General features: G+C 71.5%; 8 protein-coding genes. 3 read left to right on the top strand and 5 right to left on the bottom strand.

Translation table 11 applies throughout. The features are described 5' to 3' along the window. Window positions 1-27: 27 nt before the first annotated feature. From G6N56_RS23615 to phoU, 4 genes are read right to left on the bottom strand one after another with little or no spacing between them, the layout of a single operon-like run. Window positions 28-2,931, bottom strand: coding sequence for an arylsulfatase (locus G6N56_RS23615; RefSeq protein WP_085255965.1), 2,904 nt, complete (start codon window positions 2,929-2,931; stop codon window positions 28-30). 10 nt (window positions 2,932-2,941) lie between these two features. After that, a complete protein-coding gene (mgtA, locus tag G6N56_RS23610) occupies window positions 2,942-5,578 on the bottom strand; it encodes a magnesium-translocating P-type ATPase (RefSeq protein ID WP_085255929.1) in 2,637 nt (878 codons plus the stop codon). Further along, the gene (locus G6N56_RS23605; RefSeq protein ID WP_085255928.1) at window positions 5,575-6,564 is read right to left on the bottom strand and encodes a magnesium transporter CorA family protein; all 990 of its coding nucleotides are present in this window, start codon (window positions 6,562-6,564) and stop codon (window positions 5,575-5,577) included. Before G6N56_RS23605 ends, mgtA begins: the two co-directional genes overlap by 4 nt. Window positions 6,565-6,578: 14 nt before the next feature. Continuing rightward, window positions 6,579-7,244 carry a phosphate signaling complex protein PhoU gene (phoU, locus tag G6N56_RS23600; protein WP_085255927.1) on the bottom strand — a complete coding sequence of 222 codons (666 nt, stop codon included), beginning with the start codon at window positions 7,242-7,244 and terminating at the stop codon, window positions 6,579-6,581. Between the two features lie 152 nt (window positions 7,245-7,396). Between phoU and G6N56_RS23595 the strand changes: the two genes are divergently transcribed. From G6N56_RS23595 to G6N56_RS23585, 3 genes are read left to right on the top strand one after another with little or no spacing between them, the layout of a single operon-like run. After that, window positions 7,397-11,836, top strand: a complete 4,440-nt coding sequence (locus G6N56_RS23595) for a cation-translocating P-type ATPase (protein WP_408632649.1) — start codon at window positions 7,397-7,399, stop codon at window positions 11,834-11,836. Continuing rightward, window positions 11,824-12,435: a DUF5994 family protein gene (locus G6N56_RS23590; RefSeq protein ID WP_085255926.1), complete on the top strand. Its 612-nt coding sequence runs from the start codon at window positions 11,824-11,826 to the stop codon at window positions 12,433-12,435. The genes G6N56_RS23595 and G6N56_RS23590 overlap by 13 nt, the downstream gene beginning before the upstream one ends. Continuing rightward, window positions 12,432-14,936 carry a cation-translocating P-type ATPase gene (locus tag G6N56_RS23585; protein ID WP_085255925.1) on the top strand — a complete coding sequence of 835 codons (2,505 nt, stop codon included), beginning with the start codon at window positions 12,432-12,434 and terminating at the stop codon, window positions 14,934-14,936. Before G6N56_RS23590 ends, G6N56_RS23585 begins: the two co-directional genes overlap by 4 nt. Here the strand turns inward: G6N56_RS23585 and G6N56_RS23580 are convergent. Further along, complete coding sequence (locus tag G6N56_RS23580) at window positions 14,896-16,461, bottom strand: FMN-binding glutamate synthase family protein (RefSeq protein ID WP_085255963.1); 1,566 nt, start codon at window positions 16,459-16,461, stop codon at window positions 14,896-14,898. The genes G6N56_RS23585 and G6N56_RS23580 overlap by 41 nt on opposite strands. Between the last annotated feature and the right edge of the window lie 51 nt (window positions 16,462-16,512).

The raw sequence follows: 16,512 nt of genomic DNA, 5'->3' as shown, positions 1-16,512 counted from the left end.
CCGGTTCAGTAGACCTGCTCCGCGCTTTCAGCCGGCCGCGCCGTGCCCAACGGCCTGGACCGACGCGTGCTCGTGCAGCGCCTTCTCGGCCTCCTCGGGGACGGGCTTGAGGTCGAACACCACCTCCTTGACGGTCCCGGTGAACGCGTGGGGCGCCTTGTCCTCGTAGTCGCGGTCGACCACCAGCCCGTTGTCGCGGCTGACGTCCATTCCGGCGTAGGAGGTGAACGCCAGCGGCACGGTGTTCGCCATCTCCCCCTCACCGATCAGGGTTTCGTTGGCCCACAACGTCACTCGCCCGCCGGAGCCGGCGACGGGCCGGTCGATTTCAAACAGCATCCGCACCGTCACGTCGCCCGAGGGGATCGGCTCGACGGAGACCTGCCGGTAGGTGTCCACTCCGAGGTACGAATAGGTGTGGTGCAGCCGCTGCGTCTCGTCGATCCAGAGGGCAAACCCGCCGATGAAGTCGCCGTCGGCGACGATCACGCCCTGCGCACCGCCGTCCGGAACGTGCAGGCGCGCCTCGATCGCGTACGACCGGCCGAAGATGCGGGGCACCATGCCGCGTTGGATGTTCTGCACGTCGCCCTTGAACGTGAACCGCGTGGTGGTGGGCAGCGGCGGCAGCTCGCCGAACATCACCGCGATGCCGCCGAGCAGCGGCAGCACCCGGTTGCGTTCGGCCTCCTGCCACCACAGTCGGGTGAGTTCGGCGACCTTGTCGGGGTGTTGCGCCGCCAGGTCGTTGGCCTGCGAGAAGTCGTCGGGCAGGTAGTACAGCTCCCACACGTCGTCGTCCGGGTTGTACTTGCCGGGCGCGAAGCGCGCCAGCGTCTGCGGGGACAGGTCCCACGGCGCCTTGTCCAGGCGGGTGCAGGCCCACCACCCGTCCTTGTAGATGGCGCGGCTGCCGAAGTTCTCGAAGTACTGCACCGTGTGGCGCTCCCCGGCCGCCGGGTCGCCGAAGGTGTGCAGGAAGCTGGTGCCGTCCATGGGTTCCTGCTCGACCCCGTCGACATGGGTGGGCTCCGGTAACCCGATGGCCTCCAACACCGTTGGGGCGATGTCGATGCAGTGGGCGAACTGCGAGCGGATCGCCGCGTCCGCGGGGATCCGGCTCGGCCAGGCGACCACCATCGGATCGCGTGTACCGCCCAGGTGGCTGGCCATCTGCTTGCCCCACTGGAACGGCGTGTTGCTGGCATGGGCCCACGCCGACGCGAAGTGCGGCGCGGTGAGCTCGTCGCCCAGCGCCTCCACGCCGCCGTACTGCTCGATGAGCTCGAGCTGGTGGTCGGCGTCGAGTAGCAGGCCGTTGAGGAACGTCATCTCGTTGAACGAGCCGGTGATGGTGCCCTCCATGCTGGCGCCGTTGTCACCCCAGATGTAGAAGACCAGCGTGTTGTCCAGCTCGCCGAGGTCCTCGACGGCGTCCAGCAGCCGGCCGACGTTGTAGTCCGCGTTCTCCGAGAACCCGGCGAACACCTCCATCTGCCGGGCGTAGAGCTTCTTCTCGTTGTCCGACAGGCCCTCCCAGGCCGGGAACAGGTCGGGCCGCTCGGTGAGTGCGGTGTCGGGCGGGATGATGCCCAGCTCCTTCTGCCGTTCGAAGGTCTCGCGGCGGTAGGTGTCCCAGCCCTCGTCGAACTGGCCGCGGTACTTGTCGGCCCACTGGGTGAACACGTGGTGCGGCGCGTGGGTGGCCCCGGTCGCGTAGTACATCAGCCACGGCTTCTGCGCGTCCTGGGCCCGCACGGCATGCAGCCACTCGACGGCCTTGTCGGTGAGGTCGTCGGGAAAGTAATAGGGCTTACCGTCCCGACCCTGCGGAACGCCGATGACGGAGTTGTCCTGGGTGATCAGCGGGTCGTATTGGCCCGCGGCGCCGGACAGAAAGCCCCAGAAGTGGTCGAACCCCCAGCCCACCGGCCAGTTGTCGAACGGGCCGGCCGCGCCCTGCACGTTGTCCGGCGTGAGGTGCCACTTGCCGAAACCGCCCGTGACGTAACCGTTGTCGCGCAGGATTCGCGGCAGCGACGCGCAGCTGCGCGGCCGGACCGTGGAATAGCCGGGGAACGGGCCCGGAAACTCGCAGACCGATCCGAAGCCCACCCGGTGATGATTGCGTCCGGTCAGCAGTGCGGCGCGGGTGGGAGAGCACACCGCGGTCACGTGAAACCTGTTGTAGGTCAGCCCGTTTTGCGCCACGCGGCTCAGCGTCGGGGTGTGGATGCCGCCGCCGAAGGTGTCCGGGCCACCGAACCCGGCGTCGTCGATCAGCACGATCAGCACGTTCGGCGCGCCGTCGGGCGCCTTGGGGCCCGGCACGATCGTCCAGTCGCCCACCGACTCGCCCATGGTGCGGCCGACCGTGCCGCCGAAGGCACGTTGCGGGAGCGGCAGTTTGGTGCGGTCCGGGTTGAACTTGCCCATCGCCTCCTCCAGCGCGGCACCCAGGCTCCGCAGCGTCGAACGGCTCAGCTCGGCAACGGATTTCATGGGTGAGCCGACCAGCGCCTGCTCGGTCGCGAGCCTGCCTTCGGACGGCACCACGGCGATGACGACGGCGCTGCCCGCGGCCAGCGCCTGCCCGATCTTGTCGCCCAGCCCGCTGGTGATCCGGTGGTGGGCGAACGTCCCGGCCAGCGCCCCGGCGGCGGCCCCCACGGCCGCGGAGGCCAGCAGCGCCGGGGAGAACAGCCCGACGGCCAGGCCCGCCCCGGCACCCCACGCCGCGCCCCGCCGGCCCAGGCGGTTGCCGGTGTCCAACAGGACCGCGTTGCCGTCGGAATCCTTCCCGACCAGCACGGCGCCCCGCAGCGCAACCCGCTTGTGTTTCGTTCCCTCGGTGAGGGTTTCGAAGTCCCGGCGGGCCGAGTCGATGTCCTGGTATCCGGCGACGATGACCAGCGCGTGTTCTTCGCTCATGACGGGCACCCTACTTCCGTACGGGCCGCCGCGGCGGCGACATACCGTTGACATAGTGGAACCGCGCGGCGCGCCGTCGGATGTGATGAGCCTGTCCGCGGACCCGCTGCGGGGGCGCGACGGGGTGCATCGGCTCCGCGTAGAACATCAGCTTGGCGAGTTCGACCAATACCAGGTAGCTGACCACGAAGGCGCCCAGTACAGCGAAGAATTGCCACGGCAGCGGCTGGAAGCCCAGCGGCCGGGCCAGCGGCGAGATCGTCAGCACGACCCCGGCGGCGACGACCGTCAACGTGGTCGCGGTCAGCAGCCCGCTCGGCCGGCTGCGGAAGAACGGCACCTTGCGGGTGCGGATGGCGAAGATGATGAGCGTCTGCGTCGCAAGCGATTCCACGAACCAGCCGGTGCGGAACTCGATGGCGCTGGCGTGCAGCACACCCAACATCAACCCGAAGGTCAGGAAGTCGAACAGCGAGCTGATCGGGCCGAAGATCAGCATGAACCGCCGGATGAAGGCAACGTTCCAATGCGACGGCGCGTGCAGTTGCTCCTCGTCGACCCGGTCGGTCGGGATCGCCAGCTGCGAGCTGTCGTAGAGCAGGTTGTTGAGCAGGATCTGGCTGGGCAGCATCGGCAGGAACGGCAGCAGCGCCGAGGCGGCGGCGGCGCTGAACATATTGCCGAAATTGCTCGACGTCCCCATGAGCACGTACTTGATCGTGTTGGCGAAGATTCGCCGGCCCTCGGCCACCCCGGTGGCCAGCACCCCCAGGTCCTTCTCCAGCAGCACCACGTCGGCGGCGTCCTTGGCGACGTCGGTGGCGCTGTCCACCGAGATTCCCACGTCGGCGGCGTGCAGGGCGAGCGCGTCGTTGACGCCGTCGCCGAGGAAGCCGACCGAGCGGCCGGTGCGCCGCAGCACGGTGATGAGCCGCGCCTTCTGCTCGGGCGTGATGCGGGCGAAAATTGTGTGGCCCTGCGCGGCACCGGCGAACTGGTCATCGTCGAGCCCGTCGAGCTCGGCGCCGGTGGCGGTGCCCTTGGACGCCAAACCGAGGTCGGCGCACACCTTCTCGGCGACCCGCGGATTGTCGCCGGTGGCGATCTTCAGCTCGATGCCCAGCTGCGCCAGGTCGGCCAGGGACTGCCGGGCCGCCACCTTCGGCTCGTCGGCGAACACCAGGAACCCGGCCAGCGACAGGTCGCATTCGTCGGCCGCGGTGATGGTCGTCAGGTCCGGGGCCGCTCTGGTCGCCACGGCCACCACCCGGCGCCCCGAGGCGAACAGGCCCTCGAGGGTGTCGTGGGCGGCCGGCGCGGTGGCCCGGCACTGGGCCAGCACCTGCTCGGGGGCGCCCTTGACGACGAGCACCCGGCCGCCGTCGTCGTCGACCAGCACCGATGTCGCGCGGCGTTCGTGGTCGAACGGCAGCACCGCCACCCGTCGCACGTCGCCCACCAGTTCCCGCGGCCGCGGAGACTCCCACAGCGCGGCGTCGAGCGGATTGCCGCTGCCGCCACCGGCTTCCGGGTCGACATCGGTGGCCAGCAGGCCGAGCCGGCGGACCGATTCGCTGTGCTCCCCGGCGGCGTCGATCGTGTCGACCAGCCGGATCCGGCCTTCGGTCAGGGTGCCGGTCTTGTCGGTGATCAGGATGTCGATGTCGCCGAGGTCCTCGATGCAGACCAACCGCTTCACCAGCACCTTGGCCTTGGCCAGCTGACGCGAGCCGGTCGCCAGGCTGGTGCTGACGACGGCGGGCAGCAGCTGCGGGGTGATGCCGACCGCGATCGCCAGCGAGAACAGCACCGAATCGATGATCGGCTTGGACAGCAGCAGGTTGCTGAGCAGGATCACCACCATCAGCGCGACCGCGACCTGCAGCAGCAGGTAGGAGAACCGGCGCAGCCCGACCTGGAAGCCGGTCTCGGGGGCCCGCTCGTCCAGACCGGCTGCGATGCGCCCGAATTCGGCGTTCTTACCGGTGGCGTATACCACGCCGGTGCCCTCGCCGGCGCTGACGATGGTGCCCATGAACGCCAGGTCCGACGCCTCGGCGAGCTCGGTCCCCTCGGGCACCGGATGCGGCGACTTCTCCGAGCCGGTCGATTCGCCGGTCAGGATGCTTTCGTTGCATTCCAGACCGCTGGCCTCGATCAGCCGGACGTCGGCGGGCACCGCCTCGCCCAGCGCCAGCCGGACGATGTCGCCGGGCACCAGCGCGGTGACATCGAGTGCGACGAAGTTCCCGTCGCGGCGCACCAACGTGTTGTGGTGCACCCCGGCGTGCAGGGCGGCGGCGGCCCGCTCGGCGCGATATTCGTTGACGAAGCCGAGACCGATGCTGGCCGCGAGGATCACGCCGATGATGACAGCCTGCATGCTGTCACCCAGGAAGTAGGAGACCACCGCGGTGCCGGCCAGCAGGATCAACACCGCGCTGCGCAGCTGGCGGCCCAGCACGGCGAGCGCGTTGACGTGATGGGTCCGTACGGCGTTCGGGCCATAGCGGGCAATTCGGGCGGCCGCCTCGCCGCTGGACAGGCCGGCGGCCGAGCTGTCCAGCTGCCGCAAAACCTCGTCGAGGCCGGCCGCGGCGACCCGCCTGGTGTCCAAAGTGGGCTCTATGACCCCGATCTCGGTCATAGCCAGTCGCGCCGTCGGAACATCACGTACAGGACCGCCATGAAGACGAGGATCACGGTGGTGCTGGCCGCGAAGCCGGAGACGGTCCCGAACCCCGGGTACGGGACGTTCTGGCCGTAGAACCCGGTGATCGCCGTCGGCACGGCGATGATCGCCGCCCACCCGGTGAGCTTCTTCATGACGGTGTTCAGCCGCGCGTCCTGCAGGGACAGGTTCGTCTCGAAGATCGTTGTGATCATGTCGCGCAACGACTCCGTCCACTCCGACACGCGCAGCACGTGGTCATACAGGTCCGCGTAGAGCGGGTCGAGCTCCCGAGGCGCCGCGACCTCGAGGCGGTGGTGCTGAATCGAGTTGACCACCTCCCGCATCGGCAGCGCCACTCGCCGCAGGTTGACCAGGTCCCGGCGCATCCGAAAGGTCCTGCGCTGGAAGGTACCCCGGGGCGAACTGCCGTCGAAGAGCTCGTCCTCGATCGCCTCCACGCAGTCGTCCAGCGCCTCGACGGCCGCGAAATGGCTGTCGACCACGACGTCCAGCAGGCCGTGCACCAACGCGCCGACCCCGTACTGCTGGGCGCCGATCTCCTCCCATCGGCGGTTGACCTGCGCCATGTCGAAGTCGGGCGTGAGGCGCACCGTGATCAGGCCGCGGGGCAGGACGAAGGCCGACACCCGGCGCATCGACAACATCCGCGGCGCGTCGTCCGCCCCTTCGGGGGTGACGTCGACGGCGTAGACGGTGAAGAAGGTGTGGGTCGAGTACGCGGTGGCCTTGACCCGCTCGGCCGCGGCGACGGCATCCTCGACCGCCCAGTGGTTCAGGCGCAGCTCTTCGGCCAGCCCGCACAGCGTGTCGTGGTCGGGGCTGCAGAGATCGACCCAGACCAGGGCGTCCTCGCGGTCCAGATAGTCCGACACGTCGTCGAATACGAAGTCTTCCTGTGGCTTACCGAAACGCCACACGCGACCCTCTATTTTCGGCACTACCCGCTGTCCTTTTAGTAGGTGGAGATCTGGTCCCCGGCGGGCAGCGTACCGGTGACCGCGAAGACGACGCGCCGCCCTACCTCCACCGCATGATCGGCGAAGCGCTCGTAAAACCGGCCCAGCAACGCGGTTTCGACGGCCACGGAGATGCCGTGGTTCCAGTCGTCGTCCATCAGCAGGTCGAACAGGTGGCGGTAGAGCCGGTCCATCGCGTCGTCCTGCTCGTGCAGCCGGGCCGCCTCCTGTGGGTCGCGGGTGTTGAGCACCTGCTTCGCGCTCTGCCCCATGGCGATGGCAACCGTGGCCATGTCGGCGAAGCACCCGCGCACCTCTTGCGGCAGAACGTGTTTGGGGTATTCACGCCGGGCGATCTCGGCGATGTGCACGGCCAGCGCGCCCATCCGCTCGGTGTCCGCGATGATCTGGATGCCGCTGAAGATGGCCCGCAGGTCCCCGGCCACCGGCTGCTGCAGCGCCAGCAGGTCGAACGCGACCTTCTCGGCGTGCGCGCGCATCGCGACGATCCGCTCATGGTCGCGGATCACGCCCTCCGCGGCGACGAGGTCGGCCTCCAGCAGGGCCTGCGTGGCCCGCTGCATCGCCACACCGGCCAGTCCACACATCTGACCGAGTTGCCCGGCCAGCTCGATCATCTGCTTGCGGTATGCGGTTCGCATCGCTCAAAGCCTAGAGCTTTCGACGTCTCCCACAAGTGACAAAAGGCATCCGAATGGGGCCGCAACGACCCCTGCAAGAGCCTGCCCTGGGGGTTAATCTGCCCCTATGTCGAACGGTTTGCCGAACATTCACTGACCGGATGTACTGAACCGTGAATAGATTGATCACCACGCCGTTCCGCGTCGCGGCGGCGGGCACGCGGCTGGCGGTCACCGCCGGTGCCGTCGTGGCTGGGACGGCGGGCAGCGCCACCCTGCTGGGCGGCCGGTCCCTCGCGCGGGCGACGCCCGACGTCCCGGCAATGACCCGGGCGGCGGCGGGCATGGCGCTCGAGGCGATAGGCGGCCCGCCGGCACGGCGTACCAGCAGTAACGGCGCGCGGCACTGGATCGAGGTGCGCGGCCTGGACGGCGGGCAGGCTTCCGCCATCGCCGCCGACGTGCTGGCGGCCGCCCGCGCCACTCCCGGCGTAAGTCAGGCCTACCTGAACCCCACCCTGTCGCGGCTCGTCGTCACCCTCGAAACGGAAGACGGGCCGTCGACGGCCGAGCTGTGCCGAATCGTCGGCGACGCCGAGCGGCGCGGCCGCACCGGCCCCGCCAGGACGCCGCCGGCCAGCCTGCCCGGGGACGACGCGCTGCTGATGGGCCGGATGGCCGCGGCCACGGCCGCCGCTGTGGGCCTTGGCCTTTCGCTGACCGGCAGCCTGCTGCGCCTGCCCCGGCTGCCAGACCTGGTGGCGGTGCCCACGACGCTGGCCGACCACGTGCCGCGGCTGCGCCGCGAGCTGGACCGGCGCCTGGGCCCGGAGGGCGCCGACATGTTGTTCGGCTTCGTCAACGCCGCGACGGCGGCGCTGACGCTGTCGCCGACGGCGGCGGCCGCGGAGGCCGCGACCCGCGCCATGCTGGCGGCCGAGGCCTGGAACGGCCGGGTGACGTGGTCACGGCGGGAACCCGGGCTCGGCGCCCTGCCGATGCCCGACGACGCGGCCCTCACGCCCCGCCGCGCGGCGGCCGTGCCCGACGGCCGCGCGGAACGCTACGCCGACCGGGCAGGCGTGGCCGGTGCCGCCGCCGCCGCGGCGGTCGGGCTGCTCTCCCGCAACCCCGACGTCGCCGGGGCGGCCGCGCTGGCCGCCGTCCCCAAGCCGCTGCGCACCGTCCGCGAGGCGTTCGGGTGCGCGATGAGCCGCGGCCTGACCGCCCGCCATGACGCCCTGGTGTTGCGGCCCCGCACCCTGCGCGCCCTGGACCGGATCGACGCGGTGATGATCGACCCCCGGGCGCTGTACACCGCCGACCTGATGGTGAGCCGCGTTCTCGGAGTGGACAATTCGGAACGCGCCCGGGCCTGGGCGGCGGTCCGTGACGCGCTCGACAGCGTCGGGCTGTCCCCGGGCTGGCACCAGCTGGCCGACATTCCCGGCGCCGGCGACGTCGGCGAGGCGCTGATCAGCCCGGTGCGCGACCCCTACGCCGCGGCGGTGCTGACCGAGGCGCGGCAGGCGCAACCGCGTATCTATTCCCTCGACGACGACGGATTGCGCTCCCTCGCACAGGGTTTCGACCAGCTGTACCCGTCGAACGGGTCGATCGACCACGCCGTGGCCGCGGCCGTCGCCGAGCTCAAGGCGGGCGGGGCGACCGTGGCATTGCTGACCACGTCGGAGATGCGGGCCCCGCATCGGTCCGACGTCACGATCGGGGTGCTGCGCGACGGCAACCCGCCCCCGTGGGGCGCCGACATGCTGGTGTCGGACCTGACCGGCGCCTGGCGCGTGCTGCACGCGCTGCCCGCCGCGCGTGCCGCCACCGACAGCGCGATCCGGCTGGCGGCGTCGGCGTCGGTGATCGGCGCGCTGATGCTGATCCCGGGAGTGCCCGGCCGCAGCTCGACGTCGACCAACGCGGGCATGGCGGCCAGCCTGTGGTTCGGCTACCGGGCGGGCGCGAAGGTCTTCCGCGACCGGTTGCCGGAGCCCGAAACCACCCACGACTGGCACGGCCTGCCGGTCGCGGAGGTGCGGCGCCTGCTCCCCCGGCCACCCGGACAACACCCGACGGAGCCGCCCGCGGGGTGGCAGCAGTCGACCCCGGCCCGCGCGCTGCGCGGCGCGACCGCGACGTCGTGGAGGCTGTTCCGCGATTTCGCCGGCGAGATGCGCGACAACCTGGCCGACCCGATCACCCCGCTGCTGGCCACCGGTGCGCTGGCCAGCGCGCTGCTGGGTTCGCCACTGGACGCGGTGCTCGTCGGCAGCGTGCTCCTGATCAACGCGGCGATGTCGTCCGAGCAGCAGCTGCACGCCGAGCGGATCCTCAACCGCCTGCTCGCCGTGCAGGAACCGCCCGCGCGACGCCGCCTCGGCTCGGCGGACGGACGGCGCGCCGAGAAGATCGCGGCGACGCGGCTGCGCCCCGGCGACGTCATCGAGGTCCGCGCCGACGAGGTGATCCCCGCCGACGCCCGGCTGATGCACGCGCTGAACGTCGAGGTCGACGAGGCCACCCTCACCGGCGAGTCGCTGCCGGTGGCCAAGCAGACCGAGCCGACGCCCGGCGCGCCGCTGGCCGAGCGGACCTGCATGCTCTACGCCGGGACCACCGTGGTGGCCGGCACCGGGGTGGCCGTGGTGACCGCCGTCGGGTCGCGCTCCGAGATGCGCCGCGCCCTGGCGATGGCCCCGCGCAAACTGCAGGAGATCGGCCTGCAGCGGCAGCTGCAGCGGATCACCCGGCGGGCGTTGCCGTTCAGCGTGGCCAGCGGGGGCCTGGTGGGCGCGCTCAGCGTGGCGCGGGGCACCCCGCTGCGGGAGGCCGTCGGCGGCGCCGTCACGCTCGTCGTCGCCGCCATTCCCGAGGGGCTGCCGCTGGTGGCCACGCTGGCCCAGCAGGCCGCCGCGCGCCGGCTCACCGGCGAATCGGTGCTGATCCGCAATGCCCACTCCATCGAGGCGCTGGCCCGGCTGAACGTGGTCTGCTTCGACAAGACCGGCACGCTGAGCGCGAACCGGCTCAAGGTCAAGTCGGTGCGCCCGGTCGACGGCTACACCCCCGGGCAAGTGCTGGACGCGGCGGTGAGCACGAGCTACGCCATGCACACCCACCGCGTGGAGCACGCCACCGACGACGCCATCACCCAGGCCGCGGACGACCCCTCGCTGCGCGGCGACGGCTCGCCGGCCTCGCCGCGGGCGACGCGCGACGCGTTCCTGCCGTTCCAGTCCGGGCGTCCGTTCGCTGCCGCCCTGGTCGGCACCCGGCTGACCATCAAGGGCTCACCGGAGGTGCTCGCGTCCGCGCTCCTGCATGACGACGAGCCGCTGGAGGGGCAGATCGACGAGATGGCGGCGGGCGGCCTGCGGGTGCTCGCGGTGGCCGAGCGCGAGCTGACCGCCGAGCAGGCCGCGGCCGCGGCGGCGGACCCCGACCTCTTCGAAGACCTGTGCACGTCGAACCTGACCCCGGTCGGCCTGCTCGGGCTGGCCGACACGCTGCGGCCGGCGGCCCCCGCGCTGCTCGCGGAGCTGGCCCGCCGCGGCATCGGCGTCCGGCTGATCACCGGCGACCATCCGGCGACCGCCGCCGTGATCGCCCGCGAGCTGGGCATCGACGTCACCACCGATCAGGTGGTCATCGGCAGCGACTGGGAGGCCATGTCGGCCGACCAGCGCGCCGCGACGGCCGCGTCGCGCCAGGTGTTCGCGCGCATGACGCCCGAGCACAAGATCGATGTGGTTCAGACCCTGGAGCGGGCCGGGGTGGTGACGGCGATGGTCGGCGACGGGGTCAACGACGCCGCCGCGATCCGGGCCGCCAGCGTCGGCATCGGGGTGGCCGCGCGCGGCAGCGACGCGGCGCGCACCGCGGCCGATGTCGTGCTGCTCGACGAGCGGATCGAGGCGCTGCTGGACGCCCTCGACGAGGGCCGGCAGCTGTGGCGGCGGGTGCAGTCGGCGGTGGCGATGCTGGTCGGCGGCAACCTCGGCGAGGTGGGCTTCGCCCTGTTGACCACGATCCTCACCGGCCGCTCGGTGCTCAATGCCCGCCAACTGCTCCTGGTCAACATGCTGACCGACGCCCTGCCGGCCGCCGCGCTGGCCGTCAGCCCGCAGACCGGCACCGCCGACGTCGACCGCGACGAGGCGGCGATGTGGCGGTCGATCGGGGTCCGCGGCGCGGCCACCACCATGGGCGCCACCCTGGGGTGGGGCATGGCCAGCTTCACCGGCACCCCGCGCCGCGCGGCCACCGTCGCGCTGATCGCCCTGGTCAGCACGCAGCTCGCCCAAACGCTGGTGGACTCGCGCGCACCGCTGGTGGTGTTGACGTCGGTCGGGTCCCTCGGCGCGCTCGTCGTGGTGGTCAGCACCCCGGGGCTCAGCCAGGTGTTCGGGTGCACCCCGGTCGGCCCGGACGCCTGGGCCCAGGCGCTGCTGGCCGCGGTGGTCGGGAGCGCGGCGTCCGCGCTCGCCCCCGGCCTGCTGGCCCGTGCCGCCGAGACGGGGCAGCGCCGCCTCTTGTCTTCTTTGCCCGCACCGTCCCTTTCGCCCGCACCTTCGAGCAGAAAGACATCATGGAACACGTAGAACGATTGCAGCTCAAGCCCTTCCGGACCGCCTCCGAGCACATCGACGGCGCCTGGTGGCCGCGGTCAGCGGACCTGGTCGACGAGCTACCGGACCTGGTGACGTCGGTGGCGGACCGACTCGGGCGGGTGGTGATGGTGGGCTATCGGCGCAACGGCTGGCAGGAGACGCCGCCACTGGCCGACGTCGCCGGCCACCAGATCGAGCTGCTGGGCTTCACCAGCGACGAACCGTCCAGCATCATCCTGATCGGCGAGGACGGCCGCCACCTGTCGCTGCACGTCATCCGGCCCGACGCCGGCGAGCAGGTGGCCCGGCAGGCCCTCGATGAGGCGCGCGCACAGCCGGCCGAGGACGCCGCGCCGGCCGCCCGCGCATTGGTGTCGCGGTCGGTGGACGACGTCGCGGACAAGCTCGCGCGCCACGAGGGGCTCGACGACGCGGAGCGGACCGCCCAGATCAAGGCTTGGTGCGAGGAGGCCGCCCGGCAGTTCGTCGACGCCCCGGTCCAGACCTTCGTTCCCATCCTCGTCGAGCACATCGTCCGCAACCGCATGATCGAGTCGCGCGAGCAGCCCACGTCGCCCATGCCCACGTGAACCCCGAGCCGGGGCTGACTGCGCAGGAGGCCGCCCGGCGACTCCTCGAGGTCGGACCCAACGAGATCGAGGGTGTGCTGCCGGCACCGGCGTGGCGGAAGGTCCTGGCCCAGTTCCGCAGTCCCCTGATCTACCTGCTGGGCGCGGCGCTCGTCGCCTCGTTGGCGGTGTGGGTGGCCGAGGGGGCCACCGGCTGGCCGGTCGACGCCGTGGTGATTGGGGTCATCCTGGTCCTCAACGCGGTGCTCGGCTACGTCCAGGAGGCCCGCGCCGAGCGGGCGGTCGATGCCCTGGCGCGGATGACCGCGGCCACGGCGACCGTGGTCCGCGACGGCGTCGCGGCCCGGCTGCCCGCCCGCGAACTGGTGCCCGGCGACGTGCTGCTGCTGCGCGAGGGAGACGCCGTCGCCGCCGACGCCCGCCTGTTGTCGTCGGAGGGGCTGGAGGTGTCCGAGGCCGCGCTGACCGGGCGCAGCGCACCCGTCCGCAAACACGCCGGGGCGGAGCCTGACCGGGCCGACATGGTGTTCAGGGGAACGGCCGTCACCAAGGGCGACGCGCGGGCGGTGGTGACGGCCACCGCGATGCAGACGCAGACCGGGCAGATCGCCGGGCTGGTGCGCACGGTCGACCACGAGCCGACGCCGTTGCAGCGCGAGGTGGCGCGCGCCAGCCGGGTGCTGGGGATCGCTGTGCTGGTCATCGCCGTCGTGGTCATCGCGACCGTCGTGTTTGTCTTCGGCATCCACACCGCCCACGACGCCGTGACCGCCGTGCTGCTCGGCGTCTCGCTGGCCGTGGCCGCCGTGCCCGAGGGACTGCCCGCCATCATGTCGGTCGTGCTGGCACTCGGGATGCGGCGGATGGCGGGCCGGCACGCCATCGTCAAGGAGCTCGCATCGGCCGAGACGCTGGGGTCGGCGTCGGTGGTCTGCTCGGGCAAGACGGGAACCCTGACGACGGGCGAGCTGACGATCGTCCGCGTCGTGACGCCCGGCGGCGAGGCTGCGATCAATGGCGAGGCGATCGACGATGCGCTGGGACGACAGGTCGCGCTGGTGCTCGCCGCCGGCGAGGCCACCCGCGACCCCACCGCCCGGGGTGATCCGATCGACGAGGCGTTCCGGGCGGCCCGTCAGAAAGTCGGCGGGGCCGTGGACCGGGTCGCCGGCGAGGTGGGCGACCCCACCGCGCTGCTCGACCGCTGCGCGTGGCTGCAGGCCGGTGAGCGGTTGACGCCGATCGACGAGCCGGCGCGCGCGGCCGTCCGCGGCGACGCCGAGCGGCTGGCCCTCGACGCCCTGAACGTCGTCGCCGTCGCGCGCCGCAGCGCCGACGGCGACCTGGTCTACCTCGGCATGGTCGGGATCACCGACCCGCCGCGACCCGAGGCCGCGGCGGCCATCGCCGACGCGCACCGCGCCGGGGTCAGGGTCGTGATGATCACCGGGGACCATCCGCGCGCCGCGGCCCGCATCGCCCGCGAACTCGGCATCGAAGACCAGGAGTCGGCGGTGTCCGGCGCCGAGCTCGCCGCCCTCGACGACGACCAGCTGCGCGAGACCGTGCGCCGGCATTCGCAATACACCCAGGTCGACCCGGCCGACAAGCTGCGCATCATCGACGCGCTGCAGGCCGACCACCAGGTGGTCGCCGTCACCGGCGAGGGCATCAACGACGCGCCCGCACTCAAGCGGGCCGACATCGGCATCGCGATGGGGCGCACCGGCACCGACGTGGCCCGGGAGGCGGCGAACATGATCCTCGCCGACGACAACTTCGCGACCATCGTGGAGGCCATCCGGGAAGGCCGCGGCATCTTCGCGAACATCAAGAAGTCCCTGCGCTACTTGCTGTCGTCGAACATGGGCGAGATCTTCACCGTCTTCTTCGGCGTCGTGCTGGCCGGCGCGATCGGCCTGTCAGAGGGCGGCACCGTCGCGCTGCCGCTGCTGGCCACCCAGATCCTGTGGATCAATCTGCTCACCGACGGCGCGCCGGCCTTGGCGATGGGCGTGGATCCCCAGACCGAGGAGGTCATGAGCAGGCCGCCGCGCTCGAAGTCCGATCGGGTCATCGACGGCCGAATGTGGAACAACATCGTGGTGATCGGCGCGGCGGTGGGCGCCGCGACGCTCGTCACGATCTGGCTCTACGCGCCCCGCGGTCCGCTGCCGTCATCGCTGGACACCGCCCGCACCGCGGGCTTCACCGTGCTGGTGATCACCCAGCTGTTCAACACGATCAATGCCCGCAGCGAGACGCAGAGCGCCTTCCACCGCTTCTTCGCCAACGGCTGGCTGTGGGCGGCCATCGCCGTGTCGGCACTGCTGCAGGTCGCCGTGGTTCAGGTGCCGTTCCTCAACACGGCCTTCACCACCACGCCGCTGTCGGCGAGGCAGTGGCTGGTGTGCATCGCCGTGTCCAGCAGTGTGCTGTGGGTCAGCGAGGTGCGCAAGCTCATCCTGCGCTGGGCCGACCGGCGGCCATCAGCGCCGTGATCGCCTCGACGTCGCCGGGCCCGGGGACACCCCAGTCCGGCTTGTAGTCGAACAGCTCGTCGGCCGGGACTGTCTGCAGGTCGACCTCGAGCAGCTCGATGGCGTTCAGCGGAACCAGGGCCGGGTGCACGTGGCCGCAGGCGCGGGCCAGGCACAGCAGCTCGAAGCGCAGCGTGGCCAGGTAATTGGCGCAGCGCACCGATTTCAGGGCCGGGTCGAGGCCGTGCTGCAGCCACGCCGACGGGGTGGCGACGCCGGATGGGCAGCGCCCCGTGTGGCAGCGCTGGGCCTGGATGCAGCCGATGGAGAACATCGCCGTCCGGGCGACGTTGACCATGTCGCAACCCATGGCCAGCGCCAGCAGCGCGTTCTCGGGGATGCCGAGCTTGGCCGAGCCGATGAACACCACGTCGTGGTGCAGGCCCGCCTCGGCGAAGGTGCGGTAGACACGGGGGAACGCCCACTTGAAGGGCAGGGCGACGTGGTCGGTGAAGACCAGCGGCGCCGCGCCGGTGCCGCCCTCTCCGCCGTCGACTGTCACGAAGTCGACGCCCCGGCCGGTGCGGGCCATCCGCGCGGCCAGCTCGGACCAGAACGCGCCCTCCCCGACCGCCGACTTGATGCCGACGGGCAGCCCGGTCTCGGCCGCGATGGTCTCCACGAGGTCCAGCAGCCCGTCCACGTCGCGGAACGCCGAGTGGCCGGCCGGGCTCTTGCAGTCCACCCCGGCCGGGATGCCGCGGATGGCCGCGATCTCGGGGGTCACCTTGGCGCCGGGCAGCATGCCACCCAGGCCGGGCTTGGCGCCCTGGCTGAGCTTGATCTCGATGGCCCGGATGGACGGCGTGGCCGCCACCCGGTCGACCAGCTGCGGGAGGCTGAACGTGCCGTCGTCGTTGCGGCAGCCGAAGTAGCCGGTGCCGATTTGCCAGACCAGGTCGCCGCCGTGCAGGTGGTACGGCGAGACCCCGCCCTCGCCCGTGGTGTGCAGGGCGCCGGCCAGCGCGGCGCCGCGGTTGAGCGCGGTGACGGCGGCGCCGCTGAGCGACCCGAAGCTCATCGCGGAGATGTTGACCAGCGAGGACGGCCGGAACGCCTTGGCGCGGCCGCGTGCGCCGCCGAGCACCTTCGCCGCCGGCAGCGGCACCGCCGGGTCCGGGTGCTCCGGTTCGCCCGCGGGCGCCGGCACCGGGAACGCCGCATGCTTGATCACCGGGTAGTTGTGCACCCGTTCCAGGTCGTTGTCGGTGCCGAAGCCGAAATACCGGTTGGTCAGCTTCGACGACGTGTACACCCAGCGCCGCTGGTCCCGGCTGAAGGGCCGCTCGGCGTCGTTGTCGGTGACGATGTACTGGCGCAGTTCCGGGCCGACGGCCTCCAGCAGGAACCGCAGGTGCCCGATGACCGGGTAGTTGCGGAGGATGGTGTGCCGTCGCTGCCATAGATCCCAGCCCGCGACGGCGGTCAGCCCCCCGCCGACGACAGCGGCGAGGGGCGGCTTTCTGCGGCGCTTCACGCCACCCATGTTCACCAGAACTTCGCCGGTCCTTCTAGTGACCTCGGTCCTCAATTAAGT

The organism is Mycobacterium saskatchewanense (genome assembly GCF_010729105.1).
Lineage (GTDB): Bacteria > Actinomycetota > Actinomycetes > Mycobacteriales > Mycobacteriaceae > Mycobacterium > Mycobacterium saskatchewanense.
This window is presented reverse-complemented; position numbering and strand designations above follow the sequence as displayed.

Bases quoted from the DNA above. Each gene is read 5' to 3' on its own strand.
- G6N56_RS23590 (WP_085255926.1), top strand. From the start codon at position 11,824: ATGGAACACGTAGAACGATTGCAGCTCAAGCCCTTCCGGACCGCCTCC.
- G6N56_RS23580 (WP_085255963.1), bottom strand. From the start codon at position 16,461: ATGGGTGGCGTGAAGCGCCGCAGAAAGCCGCCCCTCGCCGCTGTCGTC.
- phoU (WP_085255927.1), bottom strand. From the start codon at position 7,244: ATGCGAACCGCATACCGCAAGCAGATGATCGAGCTGGCCGGGCAACTC.
- mgtA (WP_085255929.1), bottom strand. From the start codon at position 5,578: ATGACCGAGATCGGGGTCATAGAGCCCACTTTGGACACCAGGCGGGTC.
- G6N56_RS23615 (WP_085255965.1), bottom strand. From the start codon at position 2,931: ATGAGCGAAGAACACGCGCTGGTCATCGTCGCCGGATACCAGGACATC.